Annotated in this window: 20 protein-coding genes and 1 riboswitch; of the genes, 8 read left to right on the top strand and 12 right to left on the bottom strand. The window is 75.8% G+C overall.

The genetic code is table 11. The annotated features are described in order from the left end of the window. Position 1 precedes the first annotated feature (1 nt). The 3 genes from AB3388_RS01390 to AB3388_RS01380 form a co-directional block, all read right to left on the bottom strand. Positions 2-1,159, bottom strand: a complete 1,158-nt coding sequence (locus tag AB3388_RS01390) for an RNA polymerase sigma factor (protein WP_495408964.1) — start codon at positions 1,157-1,159, stop codon at positions 2-4. Then, positions 1,156-1,563: a YciI family protein gene (locus AB3388_RS01385; protein WP_495408963.1), complete on the bottom strand. Its 408-nt coding sequence runs from the start codon at positions 1,561-1,563 to the stop codon at positions 1,156-1,158. The genes AB3388_RS01390 and AB3388_RS01385 overlap by 4 nt, the downstream gene beginning before the upstream one ends. 104 nt (positions 1,564-1,667) lie before the next feature. Beyond that, positions 1,668-2,858 carry a PucR family transcriptional regulator gene (locus tag AB3388_RS01380; RefSeq protein ID WP_495411427.1) on the bottom strand — a complete coding sequence of 397 codons (1,191 nt, stop codon included), beginning with the start codon at positions 2,856-2,858 and terminating at the stop codon, positions 1,668-1,670. Positions 2,859-3,143: 285 nt separating this feature from the next. Here AB3388_RS01380 and AB3388_RS01375 point away from each other — a divergent pair, with 285 nt between their 5' ends. From AB3388_RS01375 to AB3388_RS01340, 8 genes are all read left to right on the top strand, one after another. Then, positions 3,144-3,935, top strand: coding sequence for an ABC transporter ATP-binding protein (locus AB3388_RS01375; protein ID WP_495408962.1), 792 nt, complete (start codon positions 3,144-3,146; stop codon positions 3,933-3,935). Continuing rightward, complete coding sequence (locus AB3388_RS01370; RefSeq protein WP_495408961.1) at positions 3,928-4,692, top strand: ABC transporter ATP-binding protein; 765 nt, start codon at positions 3,928-3,930, stop codon at positions 4,690-4,692. Before AB3388_RS01375 ends, AB3388_RS01370 begins: the two co-directional genes overlap by 8 nt. Positions 4,693-4,722: 30 nt before the next feature. Next, complete coding sequence (locus AB3388_RS01365) at positions 4,723-5,604, top strand: branched-chain amino acid ABC transporter permease (RefSeq protein WP_495408960.1); 882 nt, start codon at positions 4,723-4,725, stop codon at positions 5,602-5,604. Between the two features lie 4 nt (positions 5,605-5,608). Beyond that, the gene (locus AB3388_RS01360) at positions 5,609-6,766 is read left to right on the top strand and encodes a branched-chain amino acid ABC transporter permease (RefSeq protein WP_495408959.1); all 1,158 of its coding nucleotides are present in this window, start codon (positions 5,609-5,611) and stop codon (positions 6,764-6,766) included. Positions 6,767-6,840: 74 nt separating this feature from the next. Beyond that, positions 6,841-8,169 carry an ABC transporter substrate-binding protein gene (locus AB3388_RS01355; protein ID WP_495408958.1) on the top strand — a complete coding sequence of 443 codons (1,329 nt, stop codon included), beginning with the start codon at positions 6,841-6,843 and terminating at the stop codon, positions 8,167-8,169. A gap of 173 nt (positions 8,170-8,342) precedes the next feature. Then, entirely contained in the window at positions 8,343-9,974 is a 1,632-nt protein-coding gene (locus AB3388_RS01350) for a vWA domain-containing protein (protein ID WP_495408957.1), read from the top strand. A 159-nt stretch (positions 9,975-10,133) separates the two neighbouring features. Beyond that, a riboswitch (cyclic di-AMP (ydaO/yuaA leader) is annotated at positions 10,134-10,300 on the top strand. Between the two features lie 6 nt (positions 10,301-10,306). Further along, a complete protein-coding gene (locus tag AB3388_RS01345; RefSeq protein WP_495408956.1) occupies positions 10,307-11,464 on the top strand; it encodes a LysM peptidoglycan-binding domain-containing protein in 1,158 nt (385 codons plus the stop codon). Positions 11,465-11,689: 225 nt separating this feature from the next. Continuing rightward, positions 11,690-12,058 (top strand): NADPH-dependent FMN reductase, encoded by a 369-nt coding sequence (locus AB3388_RS01340; RefSeq protein WP_495408955.1) that lies wholly within the window; start codon positions 11,690-11,692, stop codon positions 12,056-12,058. A 49-nt stretch (positions 12,059-12,107) separates the two neighbouring features. Here AB3388_RS01340 and AB3388_RS01335 read toward each other — a convergent pair whose 3' ends face one another. The 9 genes from AB3388_RS01335 to AB3388_RS01295 all read right to left on the bottom strand — a co-directional run bounded on the left by AB3388_RS01335 (position 12,108) and on the right by AB3388_RS01295 (position 21,097). Then, a complete protein-coding gene (locus tag AB3388_RS01335) occupies positions 12,108-13,031 on the bottom strand; it encodes a glycosyltransferase family 9 protein (protein WP_495408954.1) in 924 nt (307 codons plus the stop codon). After that, positions 13,028-14,398, bottom strand: coding sequence for a D-glycero-beta-D-manno-heptose 1-phosphate adenylyltransferase (gene rfaE2, locus AB3388_RS01330; RefSeq protein WP_495408953.1), 1,371 nt, complete (start codon positions 14,396-14,398; stop codon positions 13,028-13,030). Before rfaE2 ends, AB3388_RS01335 begins: the two co-directional genes overlap by 4 nt. Continuing rightward, positions 14,395-15,078 (bottom strand): D-sedoheptulose-7-phosphate isomerase, encoded by a 684-nt coding sequence (locus tag AB3388_RS01325; protein ID WP_495408952.1) that lies wholly within the window; start codon positions 15,076-15,078, stop codon positions 14,395-14,397. The genes rfaE2 and AB3388_RS01325 overlap by 4 nt, the downstream gene beginning before the upstream one ends. Then, positions 15,075-16,277, bottom strand: coding sequence for a glycosyltransferase (locus tag AB3388_RS01320; protein ID WP_495408951.1), 1,203 nt, complete (start codon positions 16,275-16,277; stop codon positions 15,075-15,077). The genes AB3388_RS01325 and AB3388_RS01320 overlap by 4 nt, the downstream gene beginning before the upstream one ends. Next, positions 16,274-17,239: a glycosyltransferase gene (locus AB3388_RS01315; protein ID WP_495408950.1), complete on the bottom strand. Its 966-nt coding sequence runs from the start codon at positions 17,237-17,239 to the stop codon at positions 16,274-16,276. The genes AB3388_RS01320 and AB3388_RS01315 overlap by 4 nt, the downstream gene beginning before the upstream one ends. Further along, positions 17,236-18,237 carry a glycosyltransferase family 9 protein gene (locus AB3388_RS01310; protein WP_495408949.1) on the bottom strand — a complete coding sequence of 334 codons (1,002 nt, stop codon included), beginning with the start codon at positions 18,235-18,237 and terminating at the stop codon, positions 17,236-17,238. The genes AB3388_RS01315 and AB3388_RS01310 overlap by 4 nt, the downstream gene beginning before the upstream one ends. Further along, on the bottom strand, positions 18,237-19,742 hold the full coding sequence (locus AB3388_RS01305) for an HAD-IIIA family hydrolase (protein WP_495408948.1): 1,506 nt from the start codon (positions 19,740-19,742) through the stop codon (positions 18,237-18,239). Before AB3388_RS01305 ends, AB3388_RS01310 begins: the two co-directional genes overlap by 1 nt. A gap of 127 nt (positions 19,743-19,869) precedes the next feature. Next, positions 19,870-20,370 carry a MarR family winged helix-turn-helix transcriptional regulator gene (locus AB3388_RS01300; RefSeq protein WP_495408947.1) on the bottom strand — a complete coding sequence of 167 codons (501 nt, stop codon included), beginning with the start codon at positions 20,368-20,370 and terminating at the stop codon, positions 19,870-19,872. Positions 20,371-20,395: 25 nt separating this feature from the next. Further along, positions 20,396-21,097, bottom strand: a complete 702-nt coding sequence (locus AB3388_RS01295; RefSeq protein WP_495408946.1) for a hypothetical protein — start codon at positions 21,095-21,097, stop codon at positions 20,396-20,398. Between the last annotated feature and the right edge of the window lie 34 nt (positions 21,098-21,131).

The raw sequence follows: 21,131 nt of genomic DNA, 5'->3' as shown, positions 1-21,131 counted from the left end.
CTCACCGGCGCGCCGCCGCGTTGAGCCGCGCGGCCTGGCGCGTGAGGTGGTCGCGCTCGGGGAGGTTGGGCGCCGATCGGGCGGCCTCGGCGTAGAGCCGGGCCGCGGTTCCCGGGTCCCCGTCCCGCTCGTGCAGGTACGCCGCGACGGCGGCGTGGCGCGGGAGGGCGGGGTCGAGCTCCGCCAGGGCCGCCAGGCCGGCCCGCGGACCGTCGGCCTCGCCGACCGCGACGGCCCGGTTGAGGCGGGCGACCGGGCTGCCGGTGAGCCGCACCAGCTCGTCGTACCACTCGACGATCTGCACCCAGTCGGTCTCCTCCGCGGTGCGCGCGTCGGCGTGCAGCGCGGCGATGGCGGCCTGGGCCTGGAACTCGCCCAGGCGGTCGCGGGCGAGCGCGGCCTGGAGCACGCCGACGCCCTCGGCGATCAGTCGGGTGTCCCACCGGGTGCGGTCCTGCTCGGCGAGGGGCACGAGGCTGCCGTCGGGGCGGGTCCGGGCCGGGCGCCGCGCGTGGTGCAGCAGCATCAGCGCGAGCAGGCCGGCCACCTCCTCGTGGTCGATCCGCGCCGCCAGCTGGCGGGTGAGCCGGATCGCCTCGGCGGCGAGGTCGACGTCGCCGGAGTAGCCCTCGTTGAAGACCAGGTAGAGCACGCGCAGCACCGTGGCGACGTCGCCGGGCCGGGTGAACCGGACGCCGGAGACGGTCCGCTTGGCCCGGCTGATGCGCTGGGCCATGGTCGCCTCCGGCACGAGGTAGGCCTGCGCGATCTGGCGGGTGGTCAGCCCGCCGACCGCGCGCAGCGTGAGCGCGACCGCCGAGGCGGGGGACAGGGACGGGTGCGCGCACAGGAAGTAGAGCTGGAGGGTGTCGTCCACCGCCTCGCCCGGGCCGGGCGCCGGCTCCGCGTCGACGAGCTCCTCGCGCCGCCGTCGGGAGGTGTCGGCGCGGGTGGCATCGAGGAACCGGCGCCAGGCGACGGTGACCAGCCAGCCCTGCGGGTCCCGCGGCGGGTCCTCCGGCCACACGCGGACGGCCTCCACCAGGGCGTCCTGCACGGCGTCCTCGGCCGCCGCGAAGTCGGCTCCGCGGCGGCCGAGGATCCCGATCACGGTGGGGACGATCGCCCGCAGCAGGGTCTCGTCCACCGGTGCGGTCACTCCGTGATGGTGGGCAACGCGCCCAGGAACGGGCGCAGCTCCAGCCACTCGTGGATCGGCTTCCCACCCGCGCCCGGGGCGGCCGACAGCTCGGCGGCCAGTTCGAGGGCGCGGTCGTAGCTGTCGACGTCGATCACCATCCAGCCGGCGACGAGGTCCTTGGTCTCGGCGAACGGTCCGTCGGTGACCGGCGGGCGGCCCTCGCCGTCGTAGCGGACCCACGTGCCCCCGGGCGCGAGTGCCTTTTCGTCGACGAACTCACCGGTCTCCTGGAGCTTGGCCGCGAAGTCGTCCATGTACTGGACGTGGGCCGAGATCTCCTCCGGCGTCCACTTCTCCATCGGCACGTCGTTGACCGCCGCCGGAGCGCCCCGGTAGTGCTTGAGCAGCAGGTACTTCGCCATCGTGTTCTCCCGGGTGAGGTGCGGCCCAGTGTGGCCGCCTGCACCCGGGGGACGGAGCCGCCCGCCGGTTCTCGACATCCCGCGCCGAGGATTTTCTCCGGCGCTCAGGCGGAGCGGGCGGGGTGGCGCTGCCGGGCGCCCAGCAGCGCGAGCTGCCACTGCAGCCGGGCGCGGGGATCGGTGAGCTTGCGGCCGGTCACCGCCTCGATCCGCCGCAGCCGGTGCATGACCGTGTTCCGGTGGCAGTAGAGCTCGTCGGCGGCCCGCGTCGGGGAGCCGTCGGCCGCCAGGAACGCCGCGAGGGTGTCCAGCAGCATCTCGCGCTCGTCGTCGGGCAGCTCGAGCAGCCCGCCGAGGGTCTGGCCGACCAGCCGGGAGCTGATCTCCGGTGAGTTCGACAGCAGCGCCTCGGGCAGCCGGTCGTCGATGGTGACCACGCGGGACGCGCCCACCGGCAGCGTGCGGGCGGCGGTCTCGGCCAGCCGGTAGGCGGCCGCGCAGCCGGCCGCGCCGTCGACGACGGCCGAGACGCCGACCGGGCCGGCGGCGAGCGCCGCGAGCCAGGCCTGGACGTCGTCCGGGCAGCGCGGGCCGAGCGCGACGAAGCCGACCTGCGCGCCCGAGCGGGTGCCCCACACCGAGCGCACCCCCCGGCGCAGCAGCGCGCCAGACGGGTCGGCGAGCGCCGCCTCACCGTCGGGGTCGGGCAGCGCGACGACGGCCAGCAGCCGGCCGGCGAGCGGCACGGCGAGCAGCTCCGAGGCGGTGCGCACGAACGCCGGGTCGCCCCCGCGGCCGTCGAGCAGCCCGTCCAGCACGTGCTGGCGGGCCTCCTCGTCGACGCCGGCCAGCCGGCGCTGTTCCTCGCGGTAGCTCTCGGCCACCGCGCCGCACTCGAGGTCGTTGGACCGCCAGATCGAGCCGGCCACCTCGAGCAGCAGCGGGTCGTGCCCTCGGCCGGCCACCCGAGCGACGTCGAGCAGCCCGTCCCAGATCACCTGCCCGGCGTACCGGTAGGCGCGCAGCACCGCCTCGAGCGGGATGCCCTGCGCCGCCCGGCGCCGGCCCACCTCGCGGGCCCCCGCTATCGAGGCCCCGCGGGGCAGCGCCCCGATCAGTGCCCGCACGCCGCGCTCGAGCCCGGCCCGGGTCGAGGTGCGCAGCTCGGTCGCCGAGTGCCCGGCGAACTGGCGGTAGGCCGGCTCGTTGCGCAGCAGCAGCTCGATCATACGGTCGTTGAGGTCCCCGAGCCGACCGAGCAGCAGGGGAGTCAGTTCGACGAGGCGGGCGGTCACTTCCGGGCGGAACGCCTGCACTCGGCCTCCTTCTCGGTGGGGCAGCGCCGCGCACAACGAAGCTGTGCGGAAACTGTGCGGCCAGCCCATTGTGACTGCCCTCACCGGCGGGGAACGTCAGGGGGACGTAGCCGTGACCCAATCGTCGCCGAGCGCTTCCCGGCCGGGCGACCTCCCCGACGAAGAGGAGACGTGGGCCTGTTGGCGCAGCCGCCCGAGCGACCTGTCAGTAATACGGAACCGATTCGGCCGATAGCCGACCGCGCGCCCGCCTCCCGGCTCGAGATGACCGGGATCACGGTCACCTTCGGCGGCGTCACCGCGCTGTCCGACGTCTCGCTCACCGTCGAGCCCGGGCAGGTGCACGGCCTGATCGGGCCGAACGGCGCGGGCAAGACCACGCTGTTCAACGTCGCCTGCGGGCTGGTCCGCCCGACCGCCGGCCGCATCGTCTGGCGCGGCGCCGAGCAGCGCCGGCTCAAGCCGGCCGCGCTGGCGGGGATGGGCATCGCCCGCACGCTGCAGGGCGTGGGCCTGTTCACCGGGCTGACCGTGCTGGAGAACGTCATGGTCGGCGCGCACCGGCACGCCCGGGCCGGCTTCGCCTCCGCCCTGTTCGGCCTCGGCGAGAAGGACGAGCAGGCGCTGCGCGGCCGCGCGCTGGCCGCCCTCGAGGAGCTCGACGCCGTCGACTACGCCGGCCGCCACCCCAGCAGCCTCCCCTACCCCGTGCAGAAGCGGGTCGCGCTGGCCCGCGCCCTGGTGAGCGACCCGGAGCTGCTGCTGCTCGACGAGCCGGCCAGCGGCCTGTCCGAGGAGGAGATGCACGAGCTCGGCGACCTCATCGGCGCGCTGCAGTCGCGGATGAGCGTGCTGCTCGTCGAGCACCACATGGACCTGGTCATGCGGGTCTGCGACCGGGTGACCGTGCTCGACTCCGGCCTGCAGATCGCGGCCGGCACCCCGGCGGAGGTCCAGGCGGACCCCGCGGTGACCGAGGCCTACCTGGGCGAGCAGGTCGACGCCGAGGCCGACGCCGCCGAGCTCGCCGCGCACGAGGGAGGGTCCCGTGGCTGAGCCGCGCGCCCACGGCGGCACCGCGGTCTCCGCCGCCGACGCGGACGGCGCCGCCGTCCTGGAGGTCCGCGACCTCACCACCCACTACGGCCCGGTCCGCGCCCTGGACGGCGTCTCGCTGCGCGCCGACCGCGGGCGGATCACCGCCGTGCTCGGCGCCAACGGCGCGGGCAAGACGACGCTGCTGCGCACGGTCAGCGGGCTGATCCGCCCGGTCCGCGGTCAGGTGCTGCTCGACGGCGACGACATCACCAGGGCGCCGGTCGAGGCGATGGTCGGCAAGGGCATGTCCCACGTGCCCGAGGGCCGGGGCGTCATCGCCGAGCTCACCGTCGACGAGAACCTCCGCGTCGGGGCGCTGTTCCGCGGCAAGCCGCCCAAGGAGGAGTTCGACCGGGTCTACGAGCTGTTCCCGCGGCTGGCCGAGCGCCGCACGCAGCCGGCGCACAACCTCTCCGGCGGCGAGCGCCAGATGCTCGTCGTGGGCCGCGCGCTGATGGCCCGGCCGCGGGTGCTGCTCCTGGACGAGCCGTCCCTCGGGCTGGCGCCGCGGATCGTGGCGCAGATCTTCGGGCTGGTCCGGCACCTGGTCGACACCGAGGGCCTGTCGGTGCTGCTCGTCGAGCAGAACGCCCGGAGCGCCCTGTCGGTCGCCGACGTGGGCGTGGTGCTCAACCTCGGCCGCGTCGTCGTCACCGACTCGGCCCGGACCCTCATGGCCGACGAGGACCTCCGGCACGCCTACCTCGGCTTCTGACCCCGGCGACCAGGAAGGCAACCCCCCTCCGTGCAGCAGTTCATCACCCTCACCGTCGCGGGTGCGGTCCAGGGCGCGATCTTCGCGGCCTTCGCCCTCGCGCTGGTCCTCATCTGGCGGTCCACCCGGATCGTCAACTTCGCGCAGGGCTCGATGGCGGCGGCGACGACGTTCATCGCGCTCGCGCTGATCGAGGCCGGCCAGTCCTACTGGGTCGCCGTCCTCGTGGCGCTGGTCAGCGGGTTCGTGCTCGGGGCGGTGATCGAGCGGGTGGTGATCCGCCCCGTGGAGGGCGGCCCCGAGCTCAACGCGGTCATCGTCACGCTCGGCCTGTTCATCGCGATCCAGGCGGTGATCGCGATCGTCTTCGGCAACAACGAGCGGGCCTTCCCGCCGCCGTTCGGCCGGGTGGGCTTCACCGTCGGCGGCACGAACATCGCGCTCACGCCGAACAACCTCTACACGATCGGCGGGGTCCTGCTCACCCTCGCGCTGCTGATCGCGCTGTTCCGCTACACCCGCGTGGGCCTGGCGATGCGGGCCTCCGCCTTCGGCCAGGAGGTCGCCCGGCTGCTCGGCGTCAAGGTCGGCCGGATGCTCACCCTCGGCTGGGCGCTGGCCGCGGTCGTCGGCGCCATCTCCGGGGTGCTCATCGCCGGCGAGGGCTCGTCGCTGACGCCGACGTTCATGGACGCGCTGATCGTCTACGGCTTCGTGGCCGCCGTCCTCGGGGGGCTGGACTCGCCGATCGGCGCGGTGGTCGGCGGGGTCGCGCTGGGCCTGCTGCTCGGCTATGTGCGCGGCTACCTCGGCGACGAGGTGGTCAGCCTGGCGGCGCTGGTGATCCTGGTCGTCGTCCTCCTGGTCCGCCCGGGCGGGTTGTTCAGCGCCACCAAGGCCCGGAGGGCATGAGTCGATGAGTGACCTGCAGACACCCGGTCAGGCGACGGACGACGTCCCCACGGTCGCGACCGCCGCGGCCGACGCGCCCACCGCCACGGCCGGCGGACGGCGGCGGAGGTGGGGCCTGCCCCAGGCGGCCCTCCCCCGGCACGCGGCGCTGCTCGTGCTGGCGCTGGTCGCCGGCATGCTCCTGATCGAGGCGACCGACCGGTTCACCCACACCCAGATCGCCGCGGTGGGCTACTACGCGGTGGCGGCGGCCGGGCTGACCGTGCTGACCGGCCTCAACGGGCAGATCTCCCTCGGGCACGGCGCGCTGATGGCGGTCGGCGCGTACACCACGGCGCTGTTCCTGGAGTACCAGGACGACCCCTGGCCGCTGCCGGTGATCTTCCTGGTGTCGATCGCGGTCACCACCGTCGTCGGGGCGATCGTCGGGGTGGCGGCGGCGCGGCTGCACGGCCCCTACCTCGCCGGGGCGACCCTTGCGCTGGCCGTGGGTCTGCCCGGGCTGGCGCTGGTCTTCCCGGAGACGCTGGGCGGCAACCAGCCGATCACCTTCCGCCGGCCGGAGCCGCCGGCGTGGTGGCAGGACTTCTCCTTCTTCCTCTCCGGCACCCAGCCGACCAACCAGAAGTGGCAGGCCTACCTGGGCCTCCTCGGCGTCCTGCTGACCTTCTTCCTGCTGGCCAACCTCTCCCGGAGCCGGATCGGCCGCACCTGGCGGGCGGTCCGCGACCAGGAGGTGGCCGCCGAGCTGGCCGGCATCCGGCTCGGCCACTGGCGGGTGCTTGCCTTCGTCGTCAGCTCGGCCTGCGCCGGGTTCGCCGGCGCGCTGCTGGCCTTCGTGCTCGGCTCGGTGTCGACGCTGTCGTTCACCCTCGTGCTCTCGCTGTCGCTGCTGACCGCGATCGTGATCGGGGGGCTGGGCAGCCTGCTGGGGGCGCTGCTCGGCGCGGTCATGCTGGTCTTCCTGCCCGAGCTGGCCCGCAACGCGGGTTCGGGGCTGGACCTCAGCGACACCGAGGCCGCGCAGCTGTCCCCCCTGGTCTACGGGATCGTGCTGGTCCTCGTCATGCTGTTCGCCCCCGCCGGCCTGGTCGGCACGATCCGGCTGCGCTGGCTGTCCGCCCGCGCGAAGCGCGCGGGTGCGCGCGCAGGCAGGGGGTGAGGGCCCGGCCGCCTTCCCCCCTCCGTCCATCAGACCTCCGGGCAGCGGTGCCCGGATCGCACAGAGGAGAACAGTTGCGCACATCCTCACGGGGCCTCGTGTCATTGCTGGCCGCGGCCACCGTCGTCTCGTCCCTCGCCGCCTGCGGCGCGGGCCAGGACCGGGAGAGCGGCGGCGACACCGGCGGGGCCAACGAGGCCTCGGACGTCGGCATCACCGCGGACAGCATCAAGATCGGCGCCCACTACCCGCTGACCGGCGTCGCCTCGCCGGGTTACAGCGAGATCCCCACCGGCGTCCAGGCGTACTTCGACTACGTCAACGACAACGGCGGGGTCAACGGCCGGAAGATCGACTACGTCTACCGGGACGACGGCTACAACCCGACGAACACCGCGTCGGTGGTCAACGAGCTCGTCCTGGACGAGGAGGTCTTCGCGATCATGGGCGGCCTCGGCACGCCCACGCACAGCGCCGTCCTCGACTTCCTCAACGGCGAGCAGGTGCCCGACCTGTTCGTCGCCTCCGGCTCGCTGCTGTGGGACGACCCGGAGAACAACCCGTACACCTTCGGCTGGCAGACCGACTACGAGAGCGAGGGGAAGGTCATCGGCAACTACATCGCCGAGAACTTCCCGGACGCCAAGGTCGGGCTCTTCCTGCAGGCCGACGACTTCGGTGAGAACGGCGAGAAGGGCGTCCGCCAGTACATCGACGACCAGATCGTCGCGGCGGAGAGCTACGTGCCCGGCAACACCGACATCACCGCGCAGATCGCCTCGCTGCAGGCCGCCGGCGCCGACTTCGTCGTCGGTTTCAACGTGCCGAGCTACACCGCGATCTCGCAGCTGACCGCGCTGCGGCTGGGCTACAAGCCGCAGTGGTTCTACTCGAACGTGGGCTCGGACCCGGGCCTGGTCGGCGCGCTGCTGGCCAACTTCTCCCAGGGCCAGGTGAGCGACGCCAGCCTGCTCGACGGCGCCTTCACCACCGAGTACCTCGCCGGCGTCGACGCCCCGGACGACCCGTGGGTGCAGCTGTGGCAGAAGGTCTGGGACGCCTCCGGCCAGGAGGGTGAGCTGACCAACTTCCGCGTCTACGGCATGGCGCAGGCCTACACGACGGTGCAGGCACTGCTCGCGGCCGGGCAGAACCCGACCCGCGACAGCCTGGTCGAGGCCATCGAGGAGAACGGCCAGGACTGGGAGGGCCCGGCCTTCGCGCCGTTCCGCTACTCGGCGGACCGGCACGCCGGCATCAGCGGCATGAAGGTCGTCCAGCTCAACGGTCTGGTCGGCGAGGACAAGACCGGCGTCCTGGTCACCGACAACGGGGACGCCGAGATCGAGGAGTCCGACAGCGCGGAGTCCACGCCGCCGGACGGCGGCATCCCGCAGGCGTAACCCGCTTCCGCACCATCGACGGGCCGTCGGCTCCCCACCCGGGAGCCGGCGGCCCGTCCGCATGAGCGAGAGCGCATCCGCCCGGTGGGACGGCGCAGCCCTCCGGGAGCGGCCGACTACTCTCGGTCGGCGGCCTCAGGGCCCGCACGGAGTCCGCACGATCGAGAGCGAGCATGGGCCGTCACGCCGATCCCTCCGCCGCCCGCCGGTTCCACCCCCGCGCCGTCGTGGCCGTCGTCGCCGTCCTCGGGCTGCTGGCCGGCGGGATCGTGTGGTGGGCCGTGGCCTCCGGCGGGGACTGCCGGCAGCGCACCGTCCGGGTGACCGTCGCCCCCGAGCTCGGCGCGCTGGCCCGGGACGTGCTGCGCGGCCCGCAGGAGCTGGACGACGGCAGCTGCGCGGTGGCCGCGGTCGAGACCCAGGAGCCGCTGCAGACCGTCGCCGACCTCGGCGCGCTCGAGGCCTCGGCGCTGCCCCACGTGTGGGTGCCCGACTCCTCGCTGTGGCTGGCCCGCGCCCCGGAGGGCGCCGCCCTGGAGATGACCAGCACGCTGGCCCATTCGCCGGTCGTGCTCGCCACCAGCCGGGCCGCCGCCGACGCGCTGGGCTGGACCGACGCCCCGCCGACCTGGGCCGCCGCCCTGGCCGCGCAGCACCCCATCGCCGTCCCGGACCTGGCCGAGAGCGCCGAGGGGATCGCCGCGCTGGGCGCGGTGCGGGCCGGGCTCGGCGGCGGTACGGACGCCGACAACGCGATCGTCGAGGCGGTCCTCGCCGCGGCTCGCGGGCCGGCGGTCAGCGTCGCCGATGCCCTGGCCGCCGGCGGCGCGGGCGACGCCGACGCCCCGCTGGTGCCGGTGAGCGAGCAGGAGGTGTACGCCGCCACCGCGGCCGCCGGCGACTCGCAACTGGTCGCCGTGTACCCGAGCGACGGGTCCCCTCGGCTGGACTACCCGGTGCTCCGGGTCGCGTCGACCCCGGTCGAGAGCGCCGCCGCGGTGGACGCGATCGTGGGCCGGCTGACCTCCGCGGCGGCGTCCGAGCGGGCGCGCGGGGCCGGGTTCCGCGACCCGGAGGGCGCCGCACCGTCGCACGCCGCCGACGCCGGCCTGCCGGACGCGGCACCCGAGGCGATCGCGCTCGACCCGGCCGACGTCCGTGCGCTGCTGGCCCGGCTGGCGAGCCTGTCCGCACCGTCCCGGATCCTGGCCGTCTTCGACGTGTCGACGTCGATGGAGGCGCCGGTCGGCACCAGCACGCGCGCGACCCTCGCCAGCGACGCCGCCAGGAGCGCGCTGACCCTGATCCCGGACACCTCGGCGATCGGGCTCTGGAACTTCGCCCACCATCTCGACGGGGACCAGGACTTCGCCGAGGTCGTGCCGACCCGCCGGCTGGACATGCAGGTGGAGGGCCGGCCGCAGCGGGTCGCCCTCGACGAGCAACTGCGCCAGCTGCCCGACCGGCTGCGCTCCGGCGGCACCGGGTTGTACGACACCACGCTGGCGGCGGTCCGGGCGGCGCAGGCCGACTACAGCCCGGACGCGGTCAACAGCGTGCTGATCGTCACCGACGGCGCGGACGACGACGACCAGAGCGTCGGCCTGCCGGAGCTGCTGGACACGCTGCGCGCCGAGGCCGACCCCGACCGGCCGGTGAAGGTGATCGGGGTGGCCCTGGGCCCGGACGCCGACCTCGACGTGCTGCGGCAGATCGCCGAGGCCACCGGCGGCGCGGCCTACTCCGCCGAGGACCCGGCCGACCTGCAGGACGTGCTCTTCGACGCGATCCGCCAGCGGCAGTGAGCTGATCCGCATTTCGGCGGACGGCGTCGTCGTCACCTGGCGTTTTCCCGCCGGCGGCACCGGATGTGGCGGGCGTCACGGCGACAATGCACATAACAGGCCGTAGCGTTTTGGCTGCGCTCAGCTAAACAAGAGCGTGGAGCCGGTCCGCCAAACCCTGCCCACCGGCTGCCATCCCGAACAGTTCAGGGCAGGGGTGGGGGACCCACGTTTCCACGGCGCGCCAGGCCTCGGGCCGCGCGCCTCGGGGTGAAGCCGCGCACCGCGGCCGGGCACCGATCGCCCGAACCCGACAGCTCACCTCGCCGGCGTCATCGGAGATCACTCACACCATGCCCAAGCACCGCGCGCCCCGTTACGTCCGCACCAAGAAGGTCATCTCCCGCGCCCCCGTCGCCGCCGGCGCCACCGTCGTCGGCATCGGCGTCCTGAGCTCCCCGGCCCAGGCCGCCACCAGCCACGACTGGACCGGCGTCGCCGAGTGCGAGTCGGGCGGCAACTGGAGCATCAACACCGGCAACGGCTACTTCGGCGGGCTGCAGTTCAGCCAGTCGACCTGGGCCGGCTTCGGTGGCACCGACCTCGCCCCCCGCGCCGACCTGGCGACCCCCGCCCAGCAGATCCAGATCGCCGAGGAGGTGCTCGCCGGGCAGGGCATCGGCGCGTGGCCGACCTGCGGCAAGCGCCTGACCGACGGCACCACCGCGGCCGCCGCCGAGGCGGCCCCGGCTCCGGCTCCGGCTCCGGCCGCGCCCCCCGCTCCGGCCGCCGACACTGCCGCCGCCGAGAAGGACACCGCCGCCGCCCCGGCCGGCGACTACACGGTGAAGCGTGGCGACACGGTCGCGAAGATCGCCGCCGCGCACAGCGAGCCGTGGCGCGAGCTCTACCAGCTCAACGCCCACGTCATCGGCGGCAACCCGAACCTGATCTTCCCGGGTCAGGTGCTGCTGACCTCCGGCTCGGCGCAGGCCGCTCCCGAGGCCGCGGCGCCGGTCGTCACCGCGCCGGCCGCGGCGCCCGTGGAGGCGGCGCCCGCTGCCGCTCCGGCCGCGCCCGCGCCAGAGGCCGCGCCCGCGCCGGAGGCCGCGCCCGCGCCGGAGGCCGCTCCTGCGCCGGCCAGCAGCACCGCGAAGATCACCAACACCGCTGGTGCCATCAAGCCGCGGGCCCAGGCGGCCGCCGACGCAGTCGTCTCCAACGTGCCCGGCGCCGACGCCATCACCCTCGGCGGCACCCGGGCCAGCGCGCGCGACCCGCACGGCCACCCGTCGGGCCTGGCGATCGACTACATGGTCCTGGGTGACCGCGCCCTCGGCGACGCGATCGTCACCTACCAGGTCGCCCACTGGGACGAGCTCGGCGTCGAGTACATCATCTGGCAGCAGCGGATCCTCACCTCGCCGAACGGCTCCTGGAAGCAGATGGCCGACCGCGGCAGCCCCACCCAGAACCACATGGACCACGTGCACACGAACTACGGCGCGTGAGCCGCGCGGAAGGCCGTACCGGTCTTCCGCCGACCCCGGACCGCCCCGCCCGCATTCCGCGGACGGGGCGGTTCGTCGTTTCCGGGGGGGGTCACGCGGGCGGCGCGCAGTCCTCGTCCCCGGCAAGCCGGGCGCCAGGCGGTCGGCCACCCCGCCGAGCTGCGACGTGCCCGGGAGCGGTGGCCACGACCTTCTCCCACCCGGCGTCGGTGAGCGTCGCGTGCGGTGGCCCGCTTCGACGGGTTCGTCTTCGTCACGCCCGAGTACAACCACGGCATCCCCGGGTCGCTGAAGAACGCGATCGACTTCCTCCACTCGGAGTGGGCGAACAAGGCGGCCGGCTTCGTCGGGTACGGCGTCACCGGCGGCAGCCGGGCGATCGAGCAGCTGCGCCTGGTGCTCGCGGAGCTGCGGGTCGCCACGGTGCGGGCCGGCGTGTACCTGAGCATCTTCACCGACTTCGAGAACATCACCGAGTTCACGCCCGGAGCGCACCAGGTGCCGTTCCTCGAGCAGACGCTCGACCAGGTCGTGGAGTGGGCGACCGCACTGGCGCCGCTGCGCGCGGAGGCCGAGAGCGGCGCGGCGGCCTGACCTCGGTTCCGGCCACGCTCGTGCTCTGCCCACCCTGGTGGGCAGAGCACTAGCGAGCACGGAGCAGGGAGTCCAGGGCCTCGGTGACCTCGGCGACGGTCACCTTCGCGAGGGCGGGGTCGAGCTCGGTGCCCCAGGGGTCGCCGGCGCCGTCCCCGTGCCAGAGGACGACGTGCTGCTCGCGCGGCGGCGGACCCCACAACGCGGGCGACACCGGGCCGAACAGCACCACCGACGGGCGCCGGTAGGCGGTGGCCAGGTGCGCGACGCCCGTGTCGCCGCTGACCACCACGCGGGCGGCCGCGACCACGGCGGCCAGCTCGAGCGACGACGTCCGCCCGGCGAGGACGGCGTCCTCCCCCAGCCGGGCCCCCTCGGCGACCGCACGGGCCAGTGGCTCCTCGGCCGGCCCGCCGGTGATCCGGACGTCGTGCCCGGCCCGCGCGAGGAAGCGGGCGACGGCGGCGAACCGGTCGGGCGGCCACCGGCGCCCCGGGAAGGCCGCGCCGGGGTGGACGACGGCGGCCCCGATCACCGGCGGCGGCACGGCCGGGACGGCGAGGTCGAGCGCGTCGGGATCGGCGGGGACGCCGAGCCCCTCGGCGACCAGCCGGCACCAGCGGTGCACCTCGTGCTCGTCGGGCCGCCAGACCGGGCCCGGGTAGCCGGGGCTGGCGAAGGTCAGCAACCGGTCGGGGTGCAGCCGGCCGACGATCACGTGCGACGCCGGCCCCTTGCCGTGCAGGTCCACGGCCAGCTCCGGCGGCGGGCGGTCCCAGTCCAGCGGCTCCAGCTCGCGGGAAGGCAGCACCTCGTCGACGGCGTCGATCAGCGCCGCGAGCGGCTGCAGCGCCGCCGTCGTCGCGAGGACCAGGTGGTGCTCCGGGACGGCTCCCCGGATCGCCCGGATCGCCGGCACCCCGGTGAGCAGGTCCCCCAGTCCCAGCGGCCGCAGCACGACCGCGGTCTTCATACTCGCGAGCGCTCGACCAGCGCGGTCGTCGAGTGCCCGTCGAGGTAGGGCAGGACGACGGCCTGCCCACCCCACCGCCGCAGCACCGCGGCCTCGGGCAGGTCGGCGCCGGCGTAGTCCCCACCCTTGGCCCAGACGTCGGGACGCAGCCGGTCGAGGATCTCCGCGGGGGTGTCCTCGTCGAACACGACGACGGCGTCGACGAACTCCAGCGCCTCCAGCACCCGCGCCCGGTCGGGGGCGCTCACCAGCGGCCGGGACGGCCCCTTGAGCCGGCGCACCGAGTCGTCGGAGTTGATGCACACGACCAGGCAGTCGCCGAGCCCGCGGGCGGCGCGCAGCGTCGCCACGTGGCCGGGGTGCAGCAGGTCGAAGCAGCCGCCGGTCGCGACGACGGTGCCCCCGCCGGCGCGCACCCGGGCGAGCAGCGCGTCGACCGACGAGTCCGCCACGACGTTCGGCTCCTCGGCCTCGGCGTCCCACGCGGACGCCCCGCCCCGCGCGACGAACGCCGAGGCCGCGGCGACCGCAGCCGCCACCGCCTCGCCGGTCACCGCGCCGTCGGCCAGCGCCAGCGCGGCCGCGGCGGCGAAGGAGTCGCCGGCACCGCACGGGTCGCCCCCGGTCACCGCGACCGCCGGCACGACCATCGGCGCGCCCTCGCCGTAGGAGAGCAGCGCGCCGCGCGAGCCCAGGGTCACCGCGACCGCGCCCACGCCCCAGCGCCGGATCAGCGCCTCGGCCCGGGCCCCGACCGCGGCCAGCCCGTCGCCGGTCGCATCGCAGCCGGCCGCGGCAGCCACCCGGGCCGCCTCGGACCCGTTCGGCGTCACCAGCCGCGCGCTCGGCACCGGGTCGGCGCCCCGCGGGTGCGGGTCCCACACCACCGGCCCGCCCGCCTCGGCCAGCGCCGCGCGCACGTCCGCGGCCGACGTCGTCCCCCGGCCGTAGTCGGCGACGAGCACCGCGGCGGCCGACCGGATCACCTCGGCGGCCGCGGCCGGCAGCGCGCCCAGGTCGGCCACCGGGCTGCCGCTGTCGATCCGCACCACCGAGTGGTCGCCCACCCGCACCCGCTGCTTGACCGCGGTGCCGCCCGACGACGGGATCTCCACCAGCCGCACCCGCCCGGCCAGCAGCGCGCGCAACCGGTCGGCGCCCTCGTCGGAGTCGACCGGCGCGACGAGCACGACCTCGCGGCGGGTGGCCGCCGCGGCGATGACCGCGGCCAGCGCCGCGCCGCCGGGGCGCTCCCGGCGCTCGACGTCCTCGACGACCGGCACGGGCGCGTCGGGGGTGAGCCGGGACGCCGAGCCGACCAGGTCGACGTCGAGCAGCGCGTCGCCGACCACCACCAGCGGCTTCACTCCACCACCTGCACGCGGTTGGCGGTCGACACCCGCGCCGGCTCGCTGAGCACCGCCGCGTCGAAGGCGGCGCAGACCAGGTGCAGCGCCACCAGGTGGCACTCCTGCACGGTCGCCGTCCAGGGCGAGTCGATGCACACCGCCTCGTCCGCGGCCGCGGCCAGCGGGTTGGGCGCCGGGCCGGTCATGGCCAGCACGGTGATGCCGCACTCGCGCGCCCGCCGGGCGGCGGCCACCGCGTTCGGCGACCGGCCGGACGTCGACAGCAGCACCAGCACGTCGCCGGCCCGGCCGTGCGCCTCCACCTGGCGGGCGAACAGCTCGTCGGCCGGGTAGTCGTTGGCGATCGCGGTCAGGCTCGACGTCTCGGCGGTCAGGCAGATCGCCGAGAACGGCGGTCGGTCGGCGCGGTAGCGGCCGACCAGCTCGGCGGTCAGGTGCTGCGCCTGCGCGGCGCTGCCGCCGTTGCCCGCCGCGAGCAGCCGCCCGCGCCCGGCGCCGCAGAGCACGTCGGCGAGCAGCCGGCCCCAGCGGTCGAGGGTCTCGACGTGGGCACTGACGTCGCGCAACGCGGCGGTCAGCGAGGCCACGTGGTCCTGGCCGGTCAGGTGCGTGCACGCGTCGGGCGAGACGACCTCGGCGGTCGAGTGCGGCGCTCTGCTGAGGGAGTCGAGACTCACCGGGCGACCTCCACGAGTCGGGGGGCGGACAGGACCTGGCGGTACACGGCCTCGGTGTCGGCGACGACCCGGCTCCAGCGGTAGCGGGCCCGCGCCCGTTTCACGCCGGCCGCGCCGTAGGCGGCGCGGCGGTCGTCGTCGGCCAGCAGCGCGCCGACCACCTCGGCCAGCCGCCCGGGGTCGCGGGGCGGCACGAGGTCGCCGGTGACGCCCTCCGCCACGCTGTCGACCAGCCCGCCGACGGCGGTGGCGACCACCGGCCGCCCGCAGGCCATCGCCTCCAGCGGGGTGATGCCGAACGGCTCGTACCAGGGCGTGGCGAGGACGACGTCGGCCGACCGGATCCAGGCCGGCACGTCGGCGCGGGACACCGAGCCGGTGAAGACGACGCGGTCGGCCACGCCCAAGGAGCCGGCCACCGTCCGCAGGTGCCGGACGAACGGGTCGTCGTCCAGCCGGTCCGCGGGGGGCCCGCCGACGACGACCAGCTCGGCGTCCGGGATCCCGGCCAGCGCGCGGACGGCGTCCTCCTGGCCCTTGCGCTCGACCAGCCGGCCGAGGACGAGCAGCCGGGGGCGCGCGGAGCGAGCTGCCACCGGACCACGTGGCGTGAAGACGGCGGTGTCGACGCCGCAGGGCACGATCGAGGCGCGGTCGGTGGGCAGGCCCAGCCGGCGCAGCTCGAACACCTCGTCGGAGCAGGTGGCCACGACGTGCGTGACGTTGCGGCACAGCGCCCGCTCGAGCTCGACGCGCTGCGGCGGCGAGGTGTCCGCGGCGCCCTGGTGCCGGCGCTTGACCGAGCCGAGCGCGTGGAAGGTCTGCACCACGGGCAACGAGCCGCGCGCGGCGACCGAGGCCAGCCCGCTCATCCAGAAGTGCGCGTGCACGAGGTCCGGCGGGTGCTCGGCCCACGTGCGGCGCAGGAAGGAGGCGAATTCCGGCATGTGCCGGAGCAGGTCGTCCTTGGGCAGCGCGTCCGCGGGGCCGGCCGGCACGTGCACCACGTTGTAGCCATCCTGGGTGACCACCTGCCGCGGCAGCGCCTCGTCGTCCCGGCGGGTGAACACCGTGACCTCGTGGCCGCGGGTGGCGAGACCCGCTGCGAGCGCGGCGACGTGCACGTTCTGACCGCCGGCGTCCACGCCGCCGATCGCCGCCAGCGGGCTGGCGTGCTCCGATACCAGGTCGATCTTCACCGGGTCACCTCCTCCAGCAGCGCGTCCCAATCGCGGAGGAACCGGGGAAGCCCGTAGCGCTCCAGCGCGGCGGCGCGGGCCGCCTTGCCGGCCAGCCGGGCGGCGTCCTCGTCGTGCACGAACTCCCGGACGGCGGCCCACAGCCGCTCCGGGTCCGTCGAGAGCACCCCGGCCTCCGCCGGCACCGCCTCGACCGCCTCGGTGGTGGCCAGCCCGACGACCGGCATCCCCAGGTGCATGGCCTCGAGCAGGGAGAGCCCCAGCGAGGTCCAGCGGACCGGGTGCACGTACACCCGGCGGCGGGCCAGCTCGGCGTGCATCGCGGCCTGCGGCGGGTCCTCGTGCAGCGCGACCCGGTCGGGGTCCAGCCCGTGCTGCTCGTGCAGGCCGGACAGGCCCATGCCGAAGACGTCGACCGGCGCGGCGGCAGCCAGCCCGGGCAGCAGGTCCGCGCCCACGTACCGGCCGCGGCGGACCGGCTCGTTGGTGACGACGGCGGCGCGGGCCAGCTCGCCGGTGTACCGCTCCCCCGGGTCGACGATGCCGTGCTCGATCACGGTGGTCGGCGCGCGGCCGCTGTCGTAGAAGAGCCGGTTGAAGTGCGTGACGTGCGCGATCGGGATGTCGTCGCGGTCGGCCAGCGGGTGCCGCGTGTTCGGGACACCGCCGTCCGGGGCGTTGTGCTCGAGGAAGACGGCGGGCAGGTCGCGGCCCGGCTCGCGGCCGAGCCATTCGCGGACCAACTCCAGGTCGCGGATCCGCTGCAGGACGACGACGTCGACGTCCGCCGCGCGCAGCTGCTCGGGGGTCACCTCGCGCGCGGACGCCGGCCAGTCCCACGTGCGGGCGCGGCCGAGGCCGTCGGGCCCGCGATCCGGTGTCACCGGCAGGAGGTACTCGTGGTGCCCTTCGACGAACGCCGTCGTCCACGAGCCGTGCACGTGCCAGAGCAGAACCTTCACAGGCTCACCAGTTTCTCGACAGCAGCGACGACGTCGGCCGGGCTCACCGAGGTCAGGCAGGGGTGGCCGGGCACCGGGCACTCGCGGGCCCGGGTGCCGCGGCAGGGGGCGCCCTGGTCGCCGAGCAGCACGGTAGGGACGCCGTAGGGCGCCCACCGCTCCGCCGGGACGACCGGGGAGAACAGCGAGACGACGGGGGTGCCGACCGCGGCCGCCAGGTGCGCCGGGCCGGTGTTGCCGACGACGACGGCGGCGGCGCCGTCGAGCAGCGCGGCCATCTCTGCCAGGGAGGTCGCCCCGCCGAGGTCCACGCCGCGGCGGCCGGCGACGAACGCGGTCAGCTCCCGCTCGGCCGGCCCGCCGGTGACCAGCACGCGGTGGCCGGCGTCGGCGAGGGCCTCGACCGCCTCGGCGCACTGCGCGGCCGGCCAGGCGCGGGCGGGCACCGAGGCACCGGGGTGCAGCACCACGTACCCCGGCTCGTGCGGGGTCGGCGGCAGCGGGCGGCACACGGCCAGCCGGCCGTCGTCGCCGTCCGGGAGCTCGAAGCCGGCCGCGCGGGCGAGGGAGAGCGCCCGCTCGGGCTCGGGCAGGTCGTCGTCCACCCGGTGCCGGACGTCGAGCAGCGAGCCGGGGTAGTCGACGCTGATCGCCGAGAGGCGCGGCACGCCGGCGGCGCGCAACAGCAGCGCCAGCGGAAGCGGCGACTGGTGGAACGACGTGGAGAGCACCGCGGCGTCCGGGGCGAGGGCGCGGACCCGCTCGGTCAGGGCGGCGAGGTCGGCCGGGTCGACGGCCGGCGGCTCGCCGAGGATCCACGGGCACGCCCAGGTCCAGACCTCGTCGACGCCGGGCAGCAGCCGCGCCGCCTCGGCGCCGGCCGGCCCGGCGAGGAACACCACCCGCTCGGCGCCGGCCGCGACCGCGCGGACCAGCGGGCCCTGGAGCAGCACGTCGCCGGCGTTGTCGAGCCGGGCGATCAGGACGGTTGCCGCCATCACCACCTGCCCGCCAGCACGTCATCGACGGCGGCGGCCAGGTTCTCGGCCGTGTGGGTGGCCATTCCTTCTCGAGCCTTGGCCACCTCGGACCTCCGGGTGACCGGGGTGGGCACCATGACGCCGGTCGCGCCGGCGGCGGCCGCGGCGTCGACGTCGGCGCCGATGTCGCCGATGACGACGGTGCGGGCCGGGTCGACGTCGAGCGCGGCGCAGGCGTCCTTGACCATTCCCGGCGCCGGCTTGCGGCAGGCGCACCCGTCGTCGGGGCCGTGCGGGCAGTACCGGATCACGTCGAACGGCCCGAGCAGCTCCTCGAGCCGGGCGTTGCACGCCCGGACCTGCTCCTCGGTGATGAGCCCGCGGGCAACGCCGGACTGGTTGCTGACCACGCCCACCCGCACGCCGCGGGCGCGCAGCCGGTCCAGCGCCTCCGTCGCGCCCTCGACCGGGCGCACCCACTCCGGGTCGCCGTTGTACGGGAAGTCGTGCACGAGCGTGCCGTCGCGGTCGAACAGCACCAGGTCGGGCAGCCCGCGCCACGGCTGGACCGCGCGGTGCCGGACGACGCCCTTCAGCCAGTGCCAGGTGGCCAGCGCCGGGATGGCGGCCGACGTCACGGCCATCGTGGCCACTTCGGCCCTCGTGCGCGGGCCGGGCTCGATCCGCCGCCAGGCGAACTCGGCGGTGCCGGCGAGCCAGGCGCCGGCGGCCAGTGCCGCGGCGCGCGGGCGGCGGGCCACGGCCAGGGCGAGGGCCGCGACGCCGGTGGCGGTGACCGCCAGGTGCTGGGGACGGCGGCCCAGCGGCGCGTCGGCCCGCTGCCGCCAGTCCGGCCCGTGCAGCCGGCGCATGAGGACGTCGTCGGCGTTGCCCGCCTGCACGCGCAGGCTGACCCAGCGGTCGACCGGCCGCACCGGGTGGGTGATCCAGCGCTGCCCGCGGACCAGCCGGGCGCCGGTGTCCGTGACCCGCAGCGCCAGGTCGGAGTCCTCGCGGAAGGCGCGCGGGAAGCGCTCGTCGAAGCCGCCGACGCGGGCGAGCGCGGCGCGCCGGTAGGCGAGGTCGGCGGTGATCCAGCTGCTGGTGGCCAGGCCGGCGGTGCCGCGCTCCCAGTCGGTGGGCCTGCGGTCCTCGGGCAGCGGCACCCGCACCCGGCCCTGGCTGCCGGCGACGTCGGCGGGCAGCTCGCCCAGGTCCTGCTCGAGCCGTCGGTACCAGTCGGCGTCGGGGACGACGTCGTCGTCGAGGAAGGCGATCCACTCGGTGCGGGCGCTGCGCCAGCCGAGGTTGCGGGCGCGGGCCGGGCCGCCGCCGCCGGTGCGGACCACCCGCGTCGGCGGCAGACCGGGGCGGTCGACGGCCAGCGGCTCCCCGGCGGGCCGGTCGTCGACGACGAGCAGCTCGGCCGGGCGCGGGCCGGGCGCGGTGGCGAGGGCGTCGAGCAGCACGTCCAGCGACGGCCGGCCGATCGTCGGTACGACGACCGTGCACTGCGCGAGCATGATCGCCCGGTATCCGGACCGGAGCGGCCGAAACACTACGGGCTTGAAGTTTTCCGGGGGTTGTCCGGGGGGCTACCCCCGTCGACGGAGCGCCTAACCGCCTGCGCGGCGTGTCCGTGACGGTCGGTCAGCGGCGGGAGCGCGCGGCCGCCGAGACCCGGGCCAGCGCGTCGGTGACGACGGCGGCGTCGTCCCCGAGCAGGGTGAGCAGGTGGGCGACCAGGTCGTCGTGCGTGCGGACGGCGGCGTCGACGCGCTGCCGCCCCGCCGGCGTGAGCCGGGCGTGCAGCAGCCGCTTGTCGCCCTCGGCCCGCTCGCGGACGACGAGCCCCTCGTCGACCAGGCGGGTGATCGTGCTGGTGACGCCCGGGCGGGACAGGCCCAGCGCCTCGGCGACCTCGCCCATGCTGGCCCGCTCCCCCGGCGACTCGGCGAGCAGCCGCAGCGCCTCGAAGCCGGTCAGCGACAGGCCGTGCTGGCGGTGCAGCGCGGAGTCCACGCGGTGGGTGATGCGGTCGTGCACCTGGACGATGCGCAGCCACGTCTCCGCCGGCCGCGGGTCCGCGCCGGGAAGGCTGGAGGTGTCGCGGGGTATCCCGCGCGCCAGCGCGTCCTCGGCCGGGTGCACGGTCCCATCCTTCCCTGGCGCGGCGTCAGGCGCCTGCCGTCGGCGCGCCCCGGCGGTGCCGGCGGGCGCCCTCGCGCACCAGCGCGCCCGCGGCGCCGACCAGCGAGATCCCGGCGAGCGCCAGAGCCCAGGGCGGCCCCTGCGGGGTTGCCGGCGTCCCCGGCACGTCGGCGACGGCGACGTCGGCCTGCAGGTCCAGTCCCCCGGCCGGCGCCTCCGCCGCGACGCCGCCGCTCGTGGTCTCCGCGTCCTCCGCCGACCGCCCGGGCACGGTCGCCGGGGCCTGCGACGCACCCGCCCCGGGCGGGGCGATCGCGGCGCAGTCCTCCTCGGCGGGCCGGGTGAAGCTGAACGGCACCAGGTCGTCGGCGAAGGTCTCCCCCGAGCCGTCGAGCGCGGTGAACTCCAGCCGGCTGTCGATGGTCTCGCCCCAGCCGACGTCGCCGGTCCGCAGCAGGACGGTCTGCCCGGGCGTCAGCTCGGCGGAGTCCTCGCCGTCCGGCCGCCGGGTGGTCGCGAGCACCACCGCGTAGGGCACGGTGCCGGCCGTGACCTCGATCTGCACGCCGCCGGGGTGGCAGCTCGGCCCGGAGGTGACCCGGTAGTCCGGCTTCGTGAGGTCGTCGACGGCCGCGGCAGCCGGGGCCAGCGCGACGCCGGCGCCGAGGAGCAGCCCCAGCAGTCCCGCCGTCCTGCGCGCACTCGTCAGCGTCGGCCTGGCCGGCACGGCGTCCCCCTCGAACTGCTGCCGCGCGCCCTGT

The organism is Geodermatophilus sp. SMS 5-13, assembly GCF_059428245.1.
This window is presented reverse-complemented; position numbering and strand designations above follow the sequence as displayed.